Here is a 19,499-nt window from a genome sequence, read left to right as displayed (position 1 = left end):
GATTCATTCGGTGGCGTTGTCACCGCCAGGGGCAGTTCCGTCGCCGGCGCTGCGATCGGTCACGCCATACAACTCGTGCAGCGCAGCGTGGAACGAGGCCGGCAGCATCGGACCGTGGCCGAGGCCGTCGAACTCGCGGTAGTGCACGCTCAGCCCGGGCACCTTGCCCAGCCGCTCGGACAGCTGCATCGCCGCGTCCGGCGTGGCGCCGCCGATGCGGCGCAGGTGCGCGACCACGCGCGGGTTGTTCATGTCGCGCTTGCCGCGATCGCCGACGCGCTCGGCACCGCCCAGCATCAACCAGAGCTTTGCGTGCTGGCCGTGCACGTTCTGCACGAACTGCTGTTCAGGATCGCCCAGCGCCGCACCCTGGCTCCACCACAGCGACGGGCTGGCCGCCAGGTAGTACTGGAACGCCGCCGAACGGGTGTACAGCGCATTGAGCACGAACAGCCCACCCAGCGAGTGGCCCCACAGCGCTTGCTGCTGCGCATCGATGCGTGCGCGGCGCTCGACTTCCGGCTTGATCCGGCGTTCGATCACATCAAGGAACGCTGCAGCGCCGCCTCCTGCCGCCTGGGTCGTGCCGCTCTCGTCGTCGGCGCGATCGATCCACGCGGTGTAGTCGCGGGTGCGCGCCTTCGAATCGATGCGCAGGTCGTTGTCGTAGCCGATCAGCACCAGTACCGGTGGTGACTTGCGTGCCGCCAACTCGGCCAGGATCGGCTGGTCCAGCACCATGGCCACGGCATTGCCATCCAGCGCATACAACACCGGCAACGGCGCCTTGCCAGCATGGACCGGGATCGCCACGTTCACCCGCCAGCGGCGTTGCTGGTCGGGGCTGTCCACCACGAAATGCTCGAAGCGATAGCTGGCCGCCGGCTCGTCGAGCACGGTGTGGCCGATCTTCTGCAGCGGGTTGCGCTGCTGCGCATGGGCGTACGGAGTAGACAGGAGCAGACCCATCATCAAGACGGCCAGGCCGCGGGCCAGCGGGCCCCGGCACGAAGGCAGGACGAAATGCTTCATCAGCGGCGGCAGAAGCGGCCCACGGCCGCCGGTTCACAAGGGACCGCAGTCTACCTCAAACGCGAATGATTATCACATCGATCACACGTCACACTGTGTATCACGCGCGCGCATGCCCGCTTGCGCAGAGGGCGGAATTTCCCCTATTTTGCCGGCCACCGGGGCATTGGACCGCCCCGCTTCCAACGCTGCCATGGAGGGTGGGCAGTCTGCCGCCGTCCGGGCCGCGTTCATCCGCGCCACGACCGCCATGGGATCGGATCCCATGATTGTGAGACCCCTTGAAGCAAACCGCACTGATCGCCCTCACCCTCGGCCTGCTCGCGCCGCTGGCCGCCCACGCCGCACAGGATCTTCCGACGCTCTACCAGGCCTTTGAAGAAGCCGGCAATTCCACGCTGAGCATGGAAGAACTCAACCAGACGGTGACCTTCACCGCCGTGGCGCTGGGCGTTTCCAGCAACATGGCGGGCGAGCCGCTCATCGAGGCCGGCGATGACCAGGGCAATGTCCTGGCCCGGCTGACCAGCGATGATGAGCAGCAGGCGGCCAAACTGGGCGCACTGGAAGAAGGCGCTGTCTTCACCGCCAGCTGCACGCTGCAGTTCAGCTCCGGCACGGACTACCTGTCTTTCGGCGATTGCACCATCAAGTAACGACGAAGCCGGCGAAACGCCGGCTTCAATCCATTGCTCCGCCGTAGAGTCGAGTCATGCTCGACTCGCGCAGCATCACGGCCCCGTGGGCACCGGGCCATACGGATTCTCCTGCGGCGTGCCCGGCAGCAGCGCGAAGATCATGATCACGATGCCACCGCCCGGCACCAGCGCCAGCAGGAACAGCCAGCCCGACTGGTTGCAGTCATGCAGGCGGCGCACGGTCACGGCAATCAACGGCACGATCGTGGCCAGCCACATCGCACCCAGCAGCACCACCATGCCGACCAGGATGCCGGCCAGTGCATCGGCACTGTTGCGCAGGAGGATTGCCAATACACCGGCCAGCAGCATCACTGCCGTTGCGACCAGGAACAGGAACAGCTGGTACATCCAGTACTCGCGGCGGTTGGCGCGGCCCTCGAACTGGGCGTAGCGCTTCAACGGCAGAATCATTTCCTGCACGGCATCGATCCTTGAAAAGAGAAGCCGCGCAGTGTGCCAAATGCACGCGCACGCGACAATGCAGCGTCGTGCCCTGCCTGACTGCCATGCCCCTGTAGAGTCGAGCCATGCTCGACTCAATACGCGCAAAGCAGTCGAGCATGGCTCGACTCTACACAAGCAGGATCAACGGCCCTTTGCGGCGCGCGCCGCTTCGCGCTCGGCACGCAGCCGGTCCAGCTTTTCCTTCAGCTTGATTTCCAGCCCGCGCGGCACCGGGTTGTAGTACACGCGCTCACCCATCGCATCCGGGAAGCCGGTCTGGTCCAGGGCGATGCCGCCTTCGGCGTCGTGGTCGTACTGGTACTCCGCACCGTAGCCCAGCTCCTTCATCAGCTTGGTCGGCGCGTTGCGCAGGTGCAGCGGCACCTCTTCGGTGCCACGCTCGCGCACATCGGCCTTGGCCTGGTTGAAGGCCGCATAGCCGGCATTCGACTTGGCGGTGCTGGCCAGATAGAGCACCAGCTGAGCGAAGGCAAGCTCACCTTCCGGGCTGCCCAGCCGCTCGTAGATGTCCCAGGCTTCCAGCGCCATGCTCTGCGCGCGCGGATCAGCCAGGCCGATGTCCTCGATGGCCATCCGGGTCAGCCGGCGCGCCAGATAGGACGGATCGCAGCCGCCATCGAGCATGCGGGTCAGCCAGTACAGCGCGGCATCGGGATTGGAGCTGCGCACGGACTTGTGCAATGCCGAGATCTGGTCGTAGAACTGCTCGCCGCCCTTGTCGAAGCGCCGGGTGCGATCTGCCAGCACCTGGGTCAGGGTCTGCGGGGTGATGCGGCCACCCTCGCCGCCCGCCAGCTCGGCGGCGATTTCCAGCAGGGTCAGCGCACGTCGCACGTCACCGTCAGCGGCGGTGGCGATTTCCAGCAGCAGCTCGGGGGCGACCTCGATACCCTCGTCGCCCAGGCCGCGCTCACGGTCACCCAGCGCACGCTCCAGCGCTTCGACGATGTCGGTGGGCGAGACGCCCTCCAGCACATGCACGCGGCAGCGCGACAGCAACGCCGAGTTCAGCTCGAACGAAGGATTCTCGGTAGTGGCGCCAACGAACAGGATGGTGCCGCGCTCGATGTGCGGCAGGAACGCATCCTGCTGCGCCTTGTTGAAGCGATGCACCTCGTCCACGAACAGCACCGTGCGGCGACCTTCGGCGAACCGTTGCGCAGCCTCGGCCAGCACCTGACGCACTTCCGGCAGGCCGGACAGCACGGCGGAGATGGCACGGAATTCGGCGTCGGAGTACTCGGCCAACAGCAGCGCCAGCGTGGTCTTGCCACAGCCCGGCGGCCCCCACAGGATCATCGAATGCACGCGACCGGATTCGACCGCGCGGCGCAGCGCACTGTCCGGCGCCAGCAGGCGCTTCTGCCCGACCATTTCGTCGAGGGTGCGCGGGCGCATGCGCTCGGCCAGCGGGCGCATATGTTCCCGATCAACGCTCAGCAGATCGGGGCCGGGGAAGGAAGTTGAACGATGTCTTGCCACCCGTCCATTGTACCGCGAGAGCGTGCCAACCAAGGTTGGCACCCACCAAGGCGGTCGGGCCATGATCGGTAGTGCCGGCCGCTGGCCGGCAGATCAAAAACGTGTCAACCAAGGTTGGCACCTACCGAAGCAGATCAAAAGCGTGCCAACCAACGGTTGGCACCCACCAGAGCAGGTAGCGCCGGGCCATGCCCGGCGCCCCCGATCAGTTACCGATGACGTCGGTGCCCTTCGGCGGGGTAAAGCTGAAGGTGCCAGCGGCGAAGCCCGGGTTGCGCTTCCAGCCAGTAAAGCTGATCACGGTGCGCTGGCCGACGGCGTCGGTGATCTCCATCTTCGCCAGGCCCTGGGCGTTGAAGCCCAGCGCGGCGTACTGGAAGCTGGCTTCGGTCTCGCGCTTCGGCGACAGCGACAGCCACTGCAGGCCGTCGCGCTGCGCGGCCTCTTCACTGACGTCGTACTGCTGCTCCAGCAGCGCCGGGTTGATCAGTGCGGTCAGCGGGCTGTTCTGCTCTTCCTTGCCCTGTTCGCGCACGGTGGCCTGTTCCAGGTCCGGCTCGTACATCCAGACCTTCTTTCCATCGGCCACGATCAGCTGTTCGTGCGGACGCACGTACTCCCAGCGGAACAGGCGCGGCGCCGACAGCGCCACACGGCCACTGGTCGACTCCTTCACCTTGCCGCGACTGTCGAACACCTGCTGGCTGAACTGGCCGTCCAGGCCCTTCAGGCCGCTGGTGAAGCTCTTCAGGTCTTCACGGGCACCGGCCCAGGCGCTGCCGGCAGCGGCGCAGGCGACGGCCAGGGTGGTGGCGGCAAGGAAACGACGGAAGCGGAAGTTCATGCAGGAATCCTGTGGGCGCATGCGCCAGGAAAGGTGGTAGCCAGTGTGCCCGGGCAAAGATGAATGGGCGATCAGGGCGACATTATGCCGCCCCGAACGTCCATCGGCGATTCAGCCGCCCGAGCTGGGCAACTTGCCGTACAGCACCTGCCCGCGGAAGCCGCGACGCACTTCGCGGTACAGCGCGCGGAACGCCGGATAGTCCTGCGGCTGGCACAGCGCCTCCGGGCCACGCAGCGCGTTCTGCTGCAGGCGGTGCCGCACGACCACGTCCTGGCCCTCGCGGCTCCAGTCCACCCGGTACTCGCCCGCAGCGTTGCTGAAACGCTGGCTGGCCGGAATGGCGATGATCGGTGCGTTGGCCGGGAACTGCAGGCGATAGGTTTCCTCGCGCAGGCTGGCGTTGCAGTAGAACGGGGTCTCGTTGGCCGGCGCCGATGCGGTGGCGTACAGCCCGCGGACCGACTCGCCCCCCGGCGGGTCCGGCACGGCCATGCCGCCGGCCACGCTGAAATCGGCGTAGTCCTCGGCCTGGAACGCCATGCGGTAGCCGAACGGCCGGGTCAGGTCGACCGGCACGCCCTGGATCTGCAGCTGCCCTCGCCCATCGAAGCCGGACGCGGCCATGATCTGCTCTTCAGCGCGCGCACGGTTCTGCGCGTTGAGCTGGGCGAACTGCGCACGCATGCCGATTTCGGCGTTCTCGCCCAGCTTCGGAATCGTTTCGCCACGCAGGTTGCCATTGGCATCGAAGGTGAAGCGCACTTCCATGGACGTGGCATTGCGCTGCGGCGTGTTGGCCGGCGTGCGTGCCAGCGTGGCGTCGCGGGTACGCATCACCGGTGCACCGAGGTCGCCCTCGGGCAGCTGGCCGAAGCGCGCCCACGCAGTGGTCGAATCCAGGTACAGATCAAACTCGGGAATGTAGGTGATGGCGTGGTTGAAGCGGCCCAGTACCGGAATCTTCGGCAGGGTCGGGCCACCGCCCGCTCCGATCAGCACCGGCGAACTGGCGATGCCCTTGGCCGCCAGCAATGCCTCCAGGATCGTTACGTGGTCCTTGCAGTCGCCATAGTGGTTGTCGAGGATGCTCTGCGCGCTGTTCGGCTCCAGGCCACCGTTGCCCAGGTACACCGCCACATAGCGGATGTTCTGCGCCACCCAGCGGTACAGCGCATCGGCCTGCTCGCGGCGGTCGCTGATGCCGGCGGTCACCTGGTCGGCCAGTGCCTGCAGCTCCGGGGTGACCTGCGCCGCCGGGCCAGCCTTGAGCTGATAAGCGCGGCCCATCTGCGACCAGTCACGATAGGTGCTGGCCATGATGTTCGGGCCGAACTCCCAGCCTGCCGCCGACCAGTTCTGCGCCGGCATCGCCTCGCGACGCTGGTAGCGCCAGCGCCACTGCGCCTGGCCGTTCTTCACCGTCGGGCGATCACTGCCCTGCACGCCGCGACTGTCGACGAACATCGGCAGGTTGGCCGGCGCACTGAGGGTGACCTCGGCGTCCTCGTATTCGGTGAACACATTGAAGGTTTCCCACAGGCCGAAATAGCCCGGGAAGTACGGGGTGGTCTGGGTCCGGCGCACCTGGTAGTACAGCCGGGTGCCGGGGGCCAGGTTCGGGAACACGATCACCCGCACCTTGCGGTCGGCGTACATCGCCGCCGAGGCGCTGGAGTAGCTTTCCTGGGTATAGATGCGGTCGGCCGGCACGTCGCGGCGCTGGCCGTCGGCGGTGATGGTGTAGGCGCCGAGCACTTCCAGCGTCTCCATCTTCTCGCTGTAGCTCAGCCGCACCTGGCTGAACTGCTCGACGGAGGCCTTGGTCTTGAGCAGGACTTCGTAGGTTTCGGTCTGCACATTGCCCGCATCGGGCCGCACCTGGTAGTCGGCGCGGTAACGGACAATGCTGAAATTGTTGCTGGCTTCGGTGTCGCCGCTGGTGGAAGGCGACGCCGTAGCGGGCGCGGAGGTGGCGGTGTCTGCCAGTGCCGGGCCGGCAGCCAGGAAGGCTGCCAGCGCCAGTGCCAGCGCGCTGGGTACGGGGTGAAGCATGCGTCGGTTCCTTGGACGTCGTGGGGGATACGTCGGGTCTTACTTCGGCGGCGGCGGTGCCAGCACCGTGCGGTCGCCATTGTGTTCAGGCGCACTGACCACGCCGGCCGCTTCCATGGCCTCGATCAGTCGTGCTGCACGGTTGTAGCCGATCTTCAGCCGGCGCTGCACGCCGGAAATCGAGGCGCGGCGGGTCTCGGTGACCACCCGCAGCGCTTCGTCATACAACGGGTCGGACTCATCGCCGGCGGAGCTGTTCTCGGGCAGGCCGGTGGCGCCAACGACCACGCCGTCACCCATCGTCTGCACTTCGTCCAGCACGCCGTCGACATAGTCGGCCGGGCCCATCGCCTTGAGGTGTTCGACCACGCGATGCACTTCCTCGTCGGAGACGAACGCGCCGTGTACGCGCTCGGGCATGGCGGTGCCTGGCGGCAGGTAAAGCATGTCGCCGTGGCCCAGCAGGGTTTCCGCACCGGACTGGTCGAGGATGGTGCGCGAGTCGATCTTGGAGCTGACCTGGAAGGCGATGCGGGTCGGGATGTTGGCCTTGATCAGGCCGGTGATCACGTCCACCGACGGGCGCTGCGTGGCCAGGATCAGGTGGATGCCGGCCGCACGCGCCTTCTGCGCCAGGCGCGCGATCAGCTCTTCCACCTTCTTGCCGACGATCATCATCATGTCGGCGAATTCATCGATGAAGATGACGATGAACGGCAGCGTCTCCAGCGGCCGCGGCGCCTCGCCCAGTTCCGGGTTCGGCTTGAACAGCGGGTCCATCAGCGGCTGGCCGGCGTCCTGCGCTTCCTTCACCTTCTTGTTGAAGCCGGCCAGGTTGCGCACGCCCACCGCGCTCATCAGCTTGTAGCGGCGCTCCATCTCGGCCACGCACCAGCGCAGGCCGTTGGCGGCCTCCTTCATGTCGGTGACCACCGGCGCCAGCAGGTGCGGGATGCCCTGATAGACACTCAGTTCGAGCATCTTCGGGTCGATCATCAGCATCCGCAGGTCTTTCGGCGAGGCCTTGAACAGCAGGCTCAGCACCATCGCGTTGACCGCCACCGACTTGCCCGAACCGGTGGTACCGGCCACCAGCAGGTGCGGCATGCGTGCCAGGTCGGCCACGGTGGAGCGGCCGGCGATGTCCTTGCCCAGCGCCAGGGTCAGCACGCTGGCCGACTTGTCGTACTCCTTGGAGCGCAGCAGTTCGGACAGGTAGATCATTTCGCGGGTGACGTTGGGGATTTCCAGGCCGATCACCGACTTGCCCGGAATCACGTCGACCACGCGCACCGATTTCACCGACAGCCCGCGCGCGATGTCCTTGTCCAGCGAACTGATCTGGCTGACCTTGATGCCCGGTGCCGGCTCGATCTCGAAGCGGGTGATGACCGGGCCAGGGTTGGCACCGACCACCTGGGCGTCGATACGGAAATCCTTCAGCTTGAACTCGATCTGCCGCGACAGCGCGTCCAGGGTTTCCTTGTCGTAGCCCACCGGCTGCGGCTTGGGATCGTCCAGCAGGGCCAGCGGCGGCAGGTCCGAGCCATCGCCATTGACGCCACGGAACATCGGGATCTGCGTGTCGCGCTTGGCCCGGTCACTCTTCTCGATCACCGGCTCGGGGCGCGGCTCGATCTTCACCGGCTCGCGCTTGGCGCGCACCTCGGCATCGGCCTTGCGCACTTCCTGACGCTCTTCGCGCATCACCCGGGTCTGCTGCCACTCGGTGACTTCTTCCTTCTTGCGCGCCAGCAACGGTGCCAGCGACATCACGCCGCGGCCGATCTTCTCCATCACGGTGAACCAGGACAGTCCGGTCGCCAGGGTGATCGAGGCCAGCAGCAGCACCAGCACGAACAGGTTCGCGCCCAGCGCACCGAAGCCTACCGTGAGCGAATTGCCAACCAGCTTGCCGAGGATGCCGCCGGCGCTGGACACATCGCCACTGAACAGGCGCACATGCAGGAAGCCGGTGCCGGCGATCAGGAAGCCGACCAGCCCAACCAAGCGCAGCGCAGGGTCCAGGTCGTTCTCGCCCTTGCTCTCGCGCTTGAGGCCGAACATGGCGATCCACGCCAGTGCGCCCAGCACCACCGGCAGCAGGAAGGCGACGTAGCCGAACAGCTGCAGCAGCACGTCGGCGATCCACGCCCCGGCGCGGCCGCCCAGGTTGTGTACCGGCGCAACCACGCTGCCGGTATGCGACCAGCCCGGATCGGTGGCTGAATAGGTGAACAGACTGGCCGCCAGGTACAGCAGGGCTGGCGCGATGGCGATCAGGCCAAGGTCGCGCCAGAGGCGTTGGCGGCGTGGATTGTCGGTCGTCGCCGCCGCGGCCGTGCGACGTGACGCCTTGCTGTCGTCGGACTTGGAGCGTTCGGGGACCTGCTTCGCCACCTTAGACCATACCTTTGGAATGCGCTGTTAGTGATTGATAATAAATGAGACGGCGTCAGTTTTCAGTTATGCGACGTTTCACGGGGCATCCGGGGCGCCGCAACCACCGCTGGATGACGGCGTTCTGTTCATCGGCTTGAATCGCCCTGCCCCAGCCGCCACTCTATGACCAGCCACGGATGCTGCGCAAACATCGCCAGCGCCTTGTCCCATCTACCTTTTCGCGAGTCTACATGAGCACCAGCCTGCCCTCCCGCCACCAGCGCCTCGTCATCCTCGGTTCCGGCCCGGCCGGCTGGACCGCCGCCGTCTACGCCGCCCGTGCCAACCTGAAGCCGGTCGTCATCACCGGCCTGCAGCAGGGCGGCCAGCTGATGACCACCACCGAGGTGGACAACTGGCCGGGTGACGCCCACGGCCTGATGGGCCCGGACCTGATGGCACGCATGCAGGCCCATGCCGAGCGCTTCGAGACCGAGGTCATCTTCGACCACATCCATACCGCCGACGTGTCGCAGCGCCCGTTCAAGCTGATCGGCGACAGCCACGAGTACACCTGCGATGCCCTGATCATCGCCACTGGCGCCACCGCCAAGTACCTGGGCATCCCGACCGAGGACGAGTTCAAAGGCCGCGGCGTGTCCGCCTGCGCCACCTGTGACGGCTTCTTCTACCGCGACCAGGACGTGGTCGTGGTCGGCGGCGGCAATACCGCCGTGGAAGAGGCGTTGTACCTGTCCAACATCGCCCGCAAGGTCTACCTGGTCCACCGCCGCGACACCCTTAAGGCGGAAAAGATCATGCAGGACAAGCTGTTCAAGAAGGTGGCCGAGGGCAAGATCGAGACCGTCTGGCACCACCAGGTGGAGGAAGTGCTGGGCAACGATGCCGGCGTGACCGGCGTGCGCGTGAAGTCCACCCTGGACGGCAGCACCCGCGACATCGACGCCCACGGCTTCTTCGTGGCCATCGGCCACCACCCGAACACCACCCTGTTCGACGGCCAGCTGGCGATGAACAACGGCTACCTGGAAATCCGTTCGGGCCTGGGCGGCAACGCCACCCAGACCTCGGTGGAAGGCGTGTTCGCGGCCGGCGACGTGGCCGACCAGCACTACCGCCAGGCAATCACTTCGGCCGGCTTCGGCTGCATGGCCGCACTGGATGCCGAGCGCTACCTGGACGCACAGGGCAAGGCCAGCTGAAACGCTGACCGCGTGCCGTAGCGTCGGGCCAGGCTCGACCCATGCAAAAGGCCGGCGCGACAGCGCCGGCCTTTTCTGTTGCGGAAGGCTGGGTTGAACCCTTACTCGGCCGCCAGGTACTCCACCTTTGCGGTGAGCACACCCTCGCCCGCCGGGCCGCCATCAGTCGAGTACACGAACAGCGGCTGATCTTCCAACGCCACCACCGTCGGCAGATGGTCGGCCAGTGCGATGTAGCGGTACTCGACGTCCATCGAAATGGTGTTCGAGTACGACTCCTGGTGGCTCCACTTCCTGTAGTAGCTGGACTCGATCGCGATCACGAACGACTCGCCATTGCCCTTGATGTCGTGGGCGGTGCCAACGCTGTCGTGGATGCGGTACTGCACGCCAATGCCCGGCTGCGACGTGCTGAAGGTGGTGTAGCCGTCGATCTGGCCGACCGGGTGCTCCTGGGCCAGCAGATCGCCGCGCAGGGAGACCACCATCGGCTTGCAGTCACGGAAGGCGGCCAGCGAGTTGCCCGGCTTCTGCCAACCGGTCATCGGCTGGCCGACGCCCTTGAACTTGTACCCCTGGCTGATGCGCCACAGCGCGGTGTTGCCGCTGGCCTCGCAGAGCTGCGGCGTGGTACCCGCCTGGGCGGCAGTGGCCGGCGCTGCGGCAGTGAGTGCGGAAAACGCGACGACAGCAGCCAGCGCGCACGACAACGGGGCGAACGTTCGGATCATGTAGTACTCCAATAGGTAGAGGGGCCGACCGGCCCCTGTGCGGGCGTCGGCAGACGGAAAGCAGTCTTTCCACCAGCGATGCTAGGAACGCACCGGCTACCTCGAAATAGGACAACGCCCAAATCTGTGCCGTGCCCACCGACCGCCCCTCACCGTTGTAGCGTCGAGCCATGCTCGACTCAGGGCGCTCGCGAAGGTCATGCCATCGCGAACGCCTCATACCCCTCCATTCTCATATGCCAGCCAACCTTGCCGGCGGGGATTCCTGGCCACCGTTGCCTGCGGAGTCATCCGGATACTGCTCATCGAAATCTCTGCCGTTGTAGAAGAACTTCGTTCCTGTAGCTGGGACAATGGGTCTGGCGGCTTCAAGAGCACCATTCGAAATGAATCCTTGCAGGTCTTCCAATTCTGCGCCGCCCTCCCCAGGCAACTCCCCTCCCCTTAGATCGATTCGGATCAGCCCGGTCGCTACGTCGTACACAGCAACGGCTTCCAACGGACTTTCCCCATGATTCTGTAGACGGTAGGCATCAAGCGCGTCCTGGCTTGCGCGAGTGACGATGGCATTCATTGCGGAATCCGAATCAACAGGACCTCGCCGGAACGCAGGCTGCTCGGCCTCGACCTGGCCTGTCAACGCAAGCATTGCGGTCAACGCGGTTGCAATCATGTTGCTCTCCTATTCGGTAATGGCTGGACGACCCAACGGTCGCCCCTATTACTATCCGTATGTGAAACCAAATGGCGCTGCACAGGGTCTCCTTTGCTGTGATTCCGTGTTTTTCTCATCGCCTTCAAAGCCGTCTAGGGCAATCGGCCCCCATCTGGCCTATCCTTTCCCCTCATGCCCTCCACCCGCTTCCTCGACTCCCTGCAGGCCATTCGCGCCACCGATTGGGACGCCCTGCACGATGGCCACAACCCCTTCGTCAGCCACGCGTTCCTGTCCGGACTGGAAGAACACGGCTGCCTGCGCGAGGACTGGGGCTGGCAGCCGCAGCACTTCACGCTATGGGACGGCGACGTCCTGATGGGCGCCATTCCCGGTTACCTGAAGACCAACTCGCACGGCGAATTCGTGTTCGACCACGCATGGGCCAACGCCTATGCCCGGCATGGTCGCGACTACTACCCGAAGTGGCTGGGTGCGGTGCCGTATTCGCCGGTCACCGGCCCGCGGTTGCTGGCCCGTCACGATTCAGACCGGGCCACACTGCTGGCGGCACTGTGCGCGCAGCTGCCGTTGCTGAATGTGTCTTCGGCCCACGTCAACTTCCACAGCGCCAGCGACGAAGCCCTGTTCGGCGATGACTGGCTGCTGCGCGAGGATGTGCAGTTCCAGTGGCAGAACCCGGGCGACTGGGCCACGTTCGAGCAGTTCCTCGGCGCGATGGACCACAAGCACCGCAAGAACATCCGCCAGGAGCGCGCAAAGGTCGCCCGCCAGGGCATCACCTTCCGCGTGGTGCACGGCGACGAGGCCAGCCGCGCCGATCTGCAGTCGATGTACCGCTTCTACCTGCAGACCTTCCTCGAATACGGCAACGCGCCGGCACTGACCGAGGCATTCCTGCGCCATCTGGCGATATCGCTGGGGCGCGGGCTGGTGTTGTTCTTGGCCGAGCAGGACGGCGAACCGATTGCCGGCGCACTGTGCCTGCGCGGGGGTGACACGCTCTATGGCCGCTACTGGGGTGGCGCCGCCCTGCCCGGCCTGCATTTTGAGGCGTGCTACTACCAAGGCATCGAGTACTGCCTGCGCGAAGGGCTGGCGCGCTTCGAGCCGGGCGCGCAGGGCGAGCACAAGCTGGCGCGCGGCTTCCTGCCGACGCGGGTGCGCAGCCGGCACTGGGTGGCCGATGCGGAGTTCGCAGAAGCGCTGCAGGACTGGTGCCGGCAGGAGCGTCGCGATGTGCGGCGTTACCAGCAGGAACTGCAGGGGCATGGGCCGTTCCGCGAGCGTGCCAACCAAGGTTGACACCCACCAGAGCAATAGCGACAGCCGCACGCATCCGTAGAGTCGAGCTTGCTCGACTTGGGCGATGCCGAAAAGCGCGCCAACCAAGGTTGGCACCTACCAGATCAATAGGCCTACGGTTGCCACCCGCCAAAGCGCTGGCGGGAATGCTGCGCTCAGGTGCACTGCCAGAAGTGCCCGCTCACCCGGCACTTCGCGCACCAGAACGTGTAGAGCATGCCACCGCTGCCCCACAGCAGCGTGCTCTCACCCGTGGTCGGCAATGTCGAATCCAGCTGCATCACGAACGGCATGTCCTGGCCACAATCGATGCACGCCGGGTACCAGGCGCTCTGCACCCAGCTGGGCGGGCCACCCACGCGCGAGAGATTCTGCCGATGATTGGACTGGCCCCAGTCCTGCTGCCGCCAGCGCGCGCTGTCCAGGGACGCCAGGCCGACATCGGCCGGCATCAGATCGCCACTGTCGGTAGGCGTGCTCGGCACGTCGCGGTACTGGCGGGGATGGCAGCTGGGCCGGCCTGCGCCATCATGGCGATAGAAGCGCACCGGCGGCTCCTCCCAGCCACAGCAGTCCAGGCAGACGCCCAGTGTGATCTCCCCTTCCGCGTCCGGCTGCAGCACGGCGGCGTCGGTCTGCAGCAGGCGCTGCAGTGGTGCATGGCAGCTCCCGCACAGCGCCTCCAGCCGCCCACCCATATGACCGGCGTGATGAACCTGCCCGCCGCTCCAGGTGGGGTGCAGGCGCCAGATGCGCTTGCGCCAGCCCGGCTCGTCGGCCAGCTGGGCGCGATGCTGCGCACCGCCGAAACGGATGTGCAGCGGCCGCTCTCCATGCAGGCGCCGCGGATGCGGCCCGTCGGCAACGCCGGCCCAATGTGCCCAGGCCTCGGCGTCCAGCTGCCCCCAGCCGGCCAGATAGCCGCGCGCGGCGGCATAGGTCGCGGGCTGCGCGGCCAACAACAGCGCCCGCGCCCGCGGCATTTCGCGATCATCATCGGCCTCGGCCAGGACCTGCGCCCAGCCCGCAGCCACCGCAGGCGGCAGCGCCCGCCACAGCTGCGAGGCCAGTTGAAGCTCATCTTCGATGGCCACGGCCAGCAGCGCATCCCAATCGTCCTGCAGCACCTTCGGTGCCTGGTAGCTGGCAAACTCGATCACGCTGGCCAGCAGTTCGCCGCGCTCGCCGTCGCGATAGCGCCGCCAGGCATCGGTGGCAACCGCGGGCACCACCTCATCCGGCATCAGGTCCAGTGCCATGTCGAGGAAGGCCGAGCCCGGCGAGCGCCGCGCCAGGGCCTGCAGCATCAGCTCGCCCAGCTGGCGCGGCTGCTCAGCAGCCAGCGACAGCAGCATGCCCAGGCTGTCGTTGCGTGCGCGCGGGCTGTCGTGCACATCGAGAACGGCGCTGATCGGGTCGCTCATGCATAGGCTCCTTGCCGCGGGAAGGTGATGGTGCCAGACATCGCGCATGCCTACCGCGAATACAATTGCCTGCATGACCCGCCCGCTCCCCTGGCGCCTGGCCGATGCGCCGGACGCCCCCTTCCCGCCGGCCGAGACCGCGCTGCGCCAGCCCGATGGCCTGCTCGCGGTAGGCGGCGACCTGCACCCGGTGCGACTGCTGAACGCCTATGCCGGCGGCGTCTTTCCATGGTTCAGCGAGGGCGAGCCGATCCTGTGGTGGTCGCCGGACCCGCGCATGGTGTTCCGCACCGAGGGTGTGCACCTGTCCAGCCGCTTCCGTCGCCAGCTGCGCGGCAGCACGTGGGAAGTCACCGCCGACACGGCCTTCAGCCGGGTGATGCAGGCCTGTGCCGCCGCGCCCCGCCCTGGCCAGGATGGCACCTGGATCAGCCCGGCGATGATCGAGGCGTACAGCCAGCTGCATGATCTCGGTTTCGCCCACTCCTTCGAGGTCTGGGACCGGCAGACCCTGGTCGGGGGTATCTACGGGGTGGCGATCGGGTCGATGTTCTTCGGCGAGAGCATGTTCAGCGGCGCCAGCGGCGGCTCCAAGATCGCACTGGCGGCGCTGGCGGCCACCCTGCGCCGCTGGGGCTGGGCGCTGATCGATGCGCAGGTGGAGAATCCGCATCTGCTGCGGATGGGGGCCGAGCACCTGCCGCGCGCCGAATTCCTGGCGCATGTGCGACAGGCCGTGCGCGGCAACGGGCGCGAAGGCCCGTGGACCAGGGCGGTCGGACGGCTGCCGGCACGGGATTTGGCCGGGGGTTAACACAAACTTTGCAAGCTGGCCCGGTCACGCGTAAAATACTGCGCCTTAGGCCCAGCGTGGCCGTTTTCTGAACCGCACAGGACTACATGTCGAAAGACGATTCCATCGAGTTCGAGGGCACCGTCAGCGAGACGCTGCCGAACACCACTTTCCGCGTTCGTCTGGAAAATGGGCACGAAATCATTGCCCACATCTCCGGCCGCATGCGCAAGAACTACATCCGCATCCTTACCGGTGACCGGGTCAAGGTTGAAATGACCCCCTACGACCTGACCAAGGGTCGTATCACCTACCGCATGAAGTAAGCGGTCGGCGCCTGGCGCCACTCCGACAAGGCCAGCCCTGGTTGCTGGCCTTTTGTCATGCCTGCAATCCGGCCCTGCCGAAGGTCATCGTGACCGAACTCACCGTGACGTCGGTCAGCCCCGCTTGCGGCAGATTCGCATCTGCAACGACGACGGCAATCTGCAATCCGGTCCAGTCCGGATCGCTACCCCCCTCGCACCGCCATGAAGATGCCCTCCCTGCTCACCGCCCTCGCCCTGGCCGTGACCGGCCTGCTGGCGCCGACCGCCCAGGCCGCCGACACCACCCCCGCCCAATGCGTACCGCTGGCCGGCGAGCAGCAGATCGTGCGCGCCGGCGCAGACAAGAACGTGTTGCTGCGCACCGGCGACGACCACTACATCGTGCACTTCCGCAGCAGCTGTCCTTCGGCCGTGCTGGCCACCCGCCTCGGCTTCAGGACCGACGGCAGGAAGGAGGCGGATCAGTTGTGCGGTGAAGGCCGCAGCCAGCTCGACACCGGCAATGCCACCTGCGACGTGTCGCGCATCGAACCGATCGATGCCGGGCAGTTCAAGCGCGAAGTGCGCCGTCGCAGCCGCTGACCGCAGGCACGACAAGGGCGGCCGAAGCCGCCCTTGCCCCTGCTTGTTGCCGGGTTGCGCCCGGCGCCGGCTTTACTCCACCGTCACCGGCAACAGACGCTCCGGTTCGGCCTGGGTTTCGACCACCAGCTCGTCGTCGCGGACGTCGATGCTGACCTTGCCACCGTTCACCAGCTTGCCGAACAGCAGTTCGTCGGCCAGCGGACGCTTGATCTTGTCCTGGATCACGCGGGCCATCGGACGGGCACCCATCAGCGGGTCGAAGCCGTGGTGGGCCAGCCAGTCGCGCGCGGTCGGGGTAGCCGACAGGCTGACGTGCTTGTCCTGCAGCAACATCTCCAGCTCGATCAGGAACTTGTCGACCACGCGCAGGATGTGCTCGAAGCCCAGTGCCTGGAACTGCACTACCGCGTCGAGGCGGTTGCGGAATTCCGGGGTGAAGGCGCGGCGAATGGTCTCCATCGCGTCGGTGGCATGGTCCTGCTTGGTGAAACCGATAGAACGCCGCGAGGCCTGCGCCGCGCCGGCATTGGTGGTCATCACCAGCACCACGTTCTTGAAGTTGGCCTCGCGACCGTTGGTATCGGTCAGCACGCCGCGGTCCATCACCTGCAGCAGGATGTTGAAGATGTCCGGGTGCGCCTTCTCGATTTCGTCCAGCAGCAGCACGCAGTGCGGCGTCTTGACGATCTTTTCGGTCAGCAGGCCACCCTGGTCGAAGCCGACGTAGCCCGGGGGCGCACCGATCAGGCGGCTGATCGAATGCGGCTCCATGTACTCGGACATGTCGAAGCGGACCAGCTCGATGCCCAGCTGCAGCGCCAGCTGCTTGGTCACCTCGGTCTTGCCGACACCGGTCGGGCCGGCGAACAGGAAGTTGCCGATCGGCTTTTCCGGGTTGCCCAGGCCCGAGCGGGCCAGCTTGATCGCCGAAGACAGCGTCTCGATGGCCGGATCCTGACCGAAGATCACCATCTTCAGGTTGCGCTCCAGGTGCTGCAGCACATCCTTGTCGGTGGCACTGACCTGCTTGGTCGGGATGCGCGCCATCTTGGCGACGATCGCCTCGACTTCCTCGACGTCGATCAGCTCCTTGCGCTGGCCTTCCGGTAGCAGGCGCTGGCGGGCGCCGGCCTCGTCGATCACGTCGATGGCCTTGTCCGGCAGCAGGCGGTCGCCGATGTGCTTCACCGACAGGTCCACCGCCGCCTGCAATGCCTCGTCGGAATAGGTCACGCCGTGGTGCAGTTCGTACTTGGACTTCAGCCCCTGCAGGATCTCGTAGGTCTCGCCGACGGTCGGCTCGACGATATCGATCTTCTGGAAGCGGCGGGCCAGCGCCCGATCCTTCTCGAAGATGCCACGGTACTCCTGGAAGGTGGTCGAGCCGATGCAGCGCAGCTCACCGGAGGCCAGCGCCGGCTTGATCAGGTTGGACGCATCCATGGTGCCGCCCGACGCCGAACCGGCACCGATGATGGTGTGGATCTCGTCGATGAACAGCACCGCATTGGGTACCTTCTTCAACGCGGTCAGCACGCTCTTCAGGCGCTTTTCGAAGTCACCCCGGTACTTGGTGCCGGCCACCAGTGCGCCCAGGTCGAGCGAGTAGATCACGGCATCGGCCAGCACGTCGGGCACCGAGCCCTCGACGATGCGGCGGGCCAGGCCCTCGGCAATCGCGGTCTTGCCCACGCCGGCCTCACCTACGTACAGCGGATTGTTCTTGCGGCGGCGGCACAGCACCTGGATGGTGCGCTCGATCTCGTCGGCACGGCCGACCAGCGGGTCGATGCGACCGGCCCGGGCCTGTTCGTTGAGGTTGCTGGCGAATTCGGTCAGGGCGTCGCCCTTCGGCTCACCCTCCCCGCCCTCGATGCGGCCCTCGCCTTCTGAGGACGAGGACGGCTGCTCGCCCTCCTCACCCAGCTTGGCGATGCCGTGGGACAGGTAATTGACCACGTCCAGCCGGGTAACGTCCTGCTGGTTGAGGTAATAGACGGCGTGGGAGTCCTTTTCGCCGAAGATGGCGACCAGCACGTTGGCGCCGGTGACCTCCTTCTTGCCCGAGGACTGCACGTGGTACACGGCCCGCTGCAGCACGCGCTGGAAGCCGAGGGTCGGCTGGGTGTCGCGGCCGTCATCTTCGGCCAGGCGCGACACAGAGGCCTCGATGGCCTGCTCCAGTTCCTGGCGCAGGCGTTCGGCGTCGGCCCCACAGGCCTTCAGAACGGCCTGGGCGGACGGGTTGTCGAGCAGTGCCAACAGCAGGTGTTCGACCGTCATGAACTCATGCCGGGCCTCACGGGCGCGCTTGTAGCACTGGCCGATGGTGTGTTCGAGGTCTTTGCTGAACATGGATTACTCCGGCGGCAGATGGGGACAATATGCGGCCTGACTACTCGTTTTCCATCACCCTAGCGGATTGCTGCGTTCAGATGGCGTTAGCAGTAGACATTGCTTGATCTTCATTCACTCCAGGACAGCCCGCCCAGCATGAGCGAACCCTACCTGAGCCGCTGGCGATTGCGGCGTGATGGCGCATCCATCAAGACGCCCCATGCCCAGCTCTGGCCGGTGCTGACCGCCGCCGGCGAGCCGGCGATGCTGAAGGTCAGCAGCGAAACCGAGGAGCAGAACAGCCATCGCCTGCTGCGCTGGTGGGACGGTGACGGCGCCGCCCGCCTGCTGGCCCACGAGGGGCCGGCGATCCTGATCGAACGCGCATGCGGCGACTCGCTGCGGCAACGCTCGATCGACGGCAACGATGACGCCTGCACCACGATCCTGTGCCAGGTCCTGCAGCAGCTGCACCGGCCACGGAGCGCGCCGCCAGCGGAACTGGTCTGCCTGCGTACATGGTTCGCCGACCTGCTGCAGCCAAGGGCTGCGCTACCGCCATTATTGGAACAGTGCAGGTCAATGGCGGAGGAGCTGCTGCAGGACGAACAGGAGATCCGGCCCCTGCACGGTGACCTGCACCACGACAACGCGCTGGATTTCGGCCCGCGCGGCTGGCTGGCGATCGACCCGAAGCGGCTGCTGGGCGACCGGGCCTTTGATTACACGACGCTGTTCAGCAACCCGGACCTGTGCGGCCCGGGTATCCATGTGGCCACGCGCCCGGAGCGGTTTGCCGTCCGGCTGGAACAGGTGAGCACGCTGGCCGGCCTGGAACGGGCGCGCCTGCTGCGCTGGATCGCAGCCAGCATGGGGCTGTCGGCGGTATGGTTCCGCGATGACGGCGACCCCGCGGACGTGGACGAGGCAGTGGCGCGGATGGCGCTGGAGGAACTGGCGGAAGGGTGAACCGCGCTTGGCAGGTGCCCACCCTGGTGCCCCCCCCATCCGGGATCGATACAGGCCCGTGCCCTGGCAGGTGCCCACCTTGGTGGGCACGCCCCGTCAGGGATCGAAACAGGCCTGCGCCCTGGCAGGTGCCCACCTTGGTGGGCACGCCCCGTCCGGGATCGAT

17 protein-coding genes are annotated in these 19,499 nt (G+C 66.3%); 7 read left to right on the top strand and 10 right to left on the bottom strand.

Features of this window, described 5'->3' with window-relative positions:
- Positions 1 to 3: 3 nt before the first annotated feature.
- Positions 4 to 1,032 (bottom strand): alpha/beta hydrolase, encoded by a 1,029-nt coding sequence (locus VN11_RS10650; RefSeq protein ID WP_053449707.1) that lies wholly within the window; start codon positions 1,030 to 1,032, stop codon positions 4 to 6.
- A 281-nt stretch (positions 1,033 to 1,313) separates the two neighbouring features.
- Between VN11_RS10650 and VN11_RS10645 the strand changes: the two genes are divergently transcribed.
- Positions 1,314 to 1,688: a hypothetical protein gene (locus VN11_RS10645; protein ID WP_053449706.1), complete on the top strand. Its 375-nt coding sequence runs from the start codon at positions 1,314 to 1,316 to the stop codon at positions 1,686 to 1,688.
- 75 nt (positions 1,689 to 1,763) lie between these two features.
- Here the strand turns inward: VN11_RS10645 and VN11_RS10640 are convergent, their stop codons facing one another.
- From VN11_RS10640 to VN11_RS10620, 5 genes are all read right to left on the bottom strand, one after another.
- Entirely contained in the window at positions 1,764 to 2,153 is a 390-nt protein-coding gene (locus tag VN11_RS10640; RefSeq protein ID WP_053449705.1) for a DUF805 domain-containing protein, read from the bottom strand.
- Between the two features lie 165 nt (positions 2,154 to 2,318).
- A complete protein-coding gene (locus tag VN11_RS10635) occupies positions 2,319 to 3,617 on the bottom strand; it encodes a replication-associated recombination protein A (protein ID WP_238581873.1) in 1,299 nt (432 codons plus the stop codon).
- Between the two features lie 268 nt (positions 3,618 to 3,885).
- On the bottom strand, positions 3,886 to 4,524 hold the full coding sequence (lolA, locus tag VN11_RS10630; protein WP_053449703.1) for an outer membrane lipoprotein chaperone LolA: 639 nt from the start codon (positions 4,522 to 4,524) through the stop codon (positions 3,886 to 3,888).
- A gap of 111 nt (positions 4,525 to 4,635) precedes the next feature.
- On the bottom strand, positions 4,636 to 6,579 hold the full coding sequence (locus VN11_RS10625; RefSeq protein ID WP_053449702.1) for a DUF3857 domain-containing protein: 1,944 nt from the start codon (positions 6,577 to 6,579) through the stop codon (positions 4,636 to 4,638).
- Positions 6,580 to 6,618: 39 nt separating this feature from the next.
- Complete coding sequence (locus tag VN11_RS10620) at positions 6,619 to 8,979, bottom strand: DNA translocase FtsK (protein ID WP_053449701.1); 2,361 nt, start codon at positions 8,977 to 8,979, stop codon at positions 6,619 to 6,621.
- Positions 8,980 to 9,212: 233 nt separating this feature from the next.
- Here VN11_RS10620 and trxB point away from each other — a divergent pair, with 233 nt between their 5' ends.
- On the top strand, positions 9,213 to 10,184 hold the full coding sequence (trxB, locus tag VN11_RS10615; RefSeq protein ID WP_014037154.1) for a thioredoxin-disulfide reductase: 972 nt from the start codon (positions 9,213 to 9,215) through the stop codon (positions 10,182 to 10,184).
- A gap of 101 nt (positions 10,185 to 10,285) precedes the next feature.
- On the opposite strand, the gene VN11_RS10610 is transcribed toward trxB, so the two are convergent.
- Positions 10,286 to 10,915, bottom strand: a complete 630-nt coding sequence (locus tag VN11_RS10610; protein ID WP_053449700.1) for a hypothetical protein — start codon at positions 10,913 to 10,915, stop codon at positions 10,286 to 10,288.
- A 232-nt stretch (positions 10,916 to 11,147) separates the two neighbouring features.
- Positions 11,148 to 11,588 (bottom strand): hypothetical protein, encoded by a 441-nt coding sequence (locus VN11_RS10605; RefSeq protein WP_053449699.1) that lies wholly within the window; start codon positions 11,586 to 11,588, stop codon positions 11,148 to 11,150.
- Between the two features lie 174 nt (positions 11,589 to 11,762).
- On the opposite strand from VN11_RS10605, the gene VN11_RS10600 reads away from it, so the two are divergent.
- Positions 11,763 to 12,896: a GNAT family N-acetyltransferase gene (locus VN11_RS10600; protein ID WP_053449698.1), complete on the top strand. Its 1,134-nt coding sequence runs from the start codon at positions 11,763 to 11,765 to the stop codon at positions 12,894 to 12,896.
- A 155-nt stretch (positions 12,897 to 13,051) separates the two neighbouring features.
- Here VN11_RS10600 and VN11_RS10595 read toward each other — a convergent pair whose 3' ends face one another.
- On the bottom strand, positions 13,052 to 14,320 hold the full coding sequence (locus VN11_RS10595) for a hypothetical protein (protein WP_053449697.1): 1,269 nt from the start codon (positions 14,318 to 14,320) through the stop codon (positions 13,052 to 13,054).
- A 73-nt stretch (positions 14,321 to 14,393) separates the two neighbouring features.
- Between VN11_RS10595 and aat the strand changes: the two genes are divergently transcribed.
- The 3 genes from aat to VN11_RS10580 all read left to right on the top strand — a co-directional run bounded on the left by aat (position 14,394) and on the right by VN11_RS10580 (position 16,024).
- Entirely contained in the window at positions 14,394 to 15,134 is a 741-nt protein-coding gene (aat, locus tag VN11_RS10590) for a leucyl/phenylalanyl-tRNA--protein transferase (protein ID WP_053449696.1), read from the top strand.
- A gap of 86 nt (positions 15,135 to 15,220) precedes the next feature.
- Positions 15,221 to 15,439, top strand: coding sequence for a translation initiation factor IF-1 (infA, locus tag VN11_RS10585; RefSeq protein WP_005409596.1), 219 nt, complete (start codon positions 15,221 to 15,223; stop codon positions 15,437 to 15,439).
- A 204-nt stretch (positions 15,440 to 15,643) separates the two neighbouring features.
- On the top strand, positions 15,644 to 16,024 hold the full coding sequence (locus VN11_RS10580; RefSeq protein ID WP_053449695.1) for a hypothetical protein: 381 nt from the start codon (positions 15,644 to 15,646) through the stop codon (positions 16,022 to 16,024).
- Between the two features lie 72 nt (positions 16,025 to 16,096).
- Here VN11_RS10580 and clpA read toward each other — a convergent pair whose 3' ends face one another.
- Positions 16,097 to 18,382, bottom strand: a complete 2,286-nt coding sequence (clpA, locus tag VN11_RS10575; RefSeq protein WP_053449694.1) for an ATP-dependent Clp protease ATP-binding subunit ClpA — start codon at positions 18,380 to 18,382, stop codon at positions 16,097 to 16,099.
- A 138-nt stretch (positions 18,383 to 18,520) separates the two neighbouring features.
- On the opposite strand from clpA, the gene VN11_RS10570 reads away from it, so the two are divergent.
- On the top strand, positions 18,521 to 19,333 hold the full coding sequence (locus VN11_RS10570) for an APH(6) family putative aminoglycoside O-phosphotransferase (protein WP_053449693.1): 813 nt from the start codon (positions 18,521 to 18,523) through the stop codon (positions 19,331 to 19,333).
- Positions 19,334 to 19,499: the final 166 nt, after the last annotated feature.

Source organism: Stenotrophomonas maltophilia, from assembly GCF_001274595.1.
In the GTDB taxonomy this organism is placed as follows: domain Bacteria; phylum Pseudomonadota; class Gammaproteobacteria; order Xanthomonadales; family Xanthomonadaceae; genus Stenotrophomonas; species Stenotrophomonas forensis.
The sequence above is the reverse complement of the archived record's forward strand: the minus strand, read 5'-3'. Positions and strand labels throughout refer to the sequence as shown.

Bases quoted from the DNA above. Each gene is read 5' to 3' on its own strand.
- clpA (WP_053449694.1), bottom strand. From the start codon at position 18,382: ATGTTCAGCAAAGACCTCGAACACACCATCGGCCAGTGCTACAAGCGC.
- VN11_RS10650 (WP_053449707.1), bottom strand. From the start codon at position 1,032: ATGAAGCATTTCGTCCTGCCTTCGTGCCGGGGCCCGCTGGCCCGCGGC.
- VN11_RS10625 (WP_053449702.1), bottom strand. From the start codon at position 6,579: ATGCTTCACCCCGTACCCAGCGCGCTGGCACTGGCGCTGGCAGCCTTC.
- VN11_RS10635 (WP_238581873.1), bottom strand. From the start codon at position 3,617: ATGCGCCCGCTGGCCGAGCGCATGCGCCCGCGCACCCTCGACGAAATG.
- trxB (WP_014037154.1), top strand. From the start codon at position 9,213: ATGAGCACCAGCCTGCCCTCCCGCCACCAGCGCCTCGTCATCCTCGGT.
- VN11_RS10570 (WP_053449693.1), top strand. From the start codon at position 18,521: ATGAGCGAACCCTACCTGAGCCGCTGGCGATTGCGGCGTGATGGCGCA.
- VN11_RS10580 (WP_053449695.1), top strand. From the start codon at position 15,644: ATGAAGATGCCCTCCCTGCTCACCGCCCTCGCCCTGGCCGTGACCGGC.
- aat (WP_053449696.1), top strand. From the start codon at position 14,394: ATGACCCGCCCGCTCCCCTGGCGCCTGGCCGATGCGCCGGACGCCCCC.
- VN11_RS10595 (WP_053449697.1), bottom strand. From the start codon at position 14,320: ATGAGCGACCCGATCAGCGCCGTTCTCGATGTGCACGACAGCCCGCGC.
- VN11_RS10600 (WP_053449698.1), top strand. From the start codon at position 11,763: ATGCCCTCCACCCGCTTCCTCGACTCCCTGCAGGCCATTCGCGCCACC.
- infA (WP_005409596.1), top strand. From the start codon at position 15,221: ATGTCGAAAGACGATTCCATCGAGTTCGAGGGCACCGTCAGCGAGACG.
- VN11_RS10610 (WP_053449700.1), bottom strand. From the start codon at position 10,915: ATGATCCGAACGTTCGCCCCGTTGTCGTGCGCGCTGGCTGCTGTCGTC.
- lolA (WP_053449703.1), bottom strand. From the start codon at position 4,524: ATGAACTTCCGCTTCCGTCGTTTCCTTGCCGCCACCACCCTGGCCGTC.
- VN11_RS10605 (WP_053449699.1), bottom strand. From the start codon at position 11,588: ATGATTGCAACCGCGTTGACCGCAATGCTTGCGTTGACAGGCCAGGTC.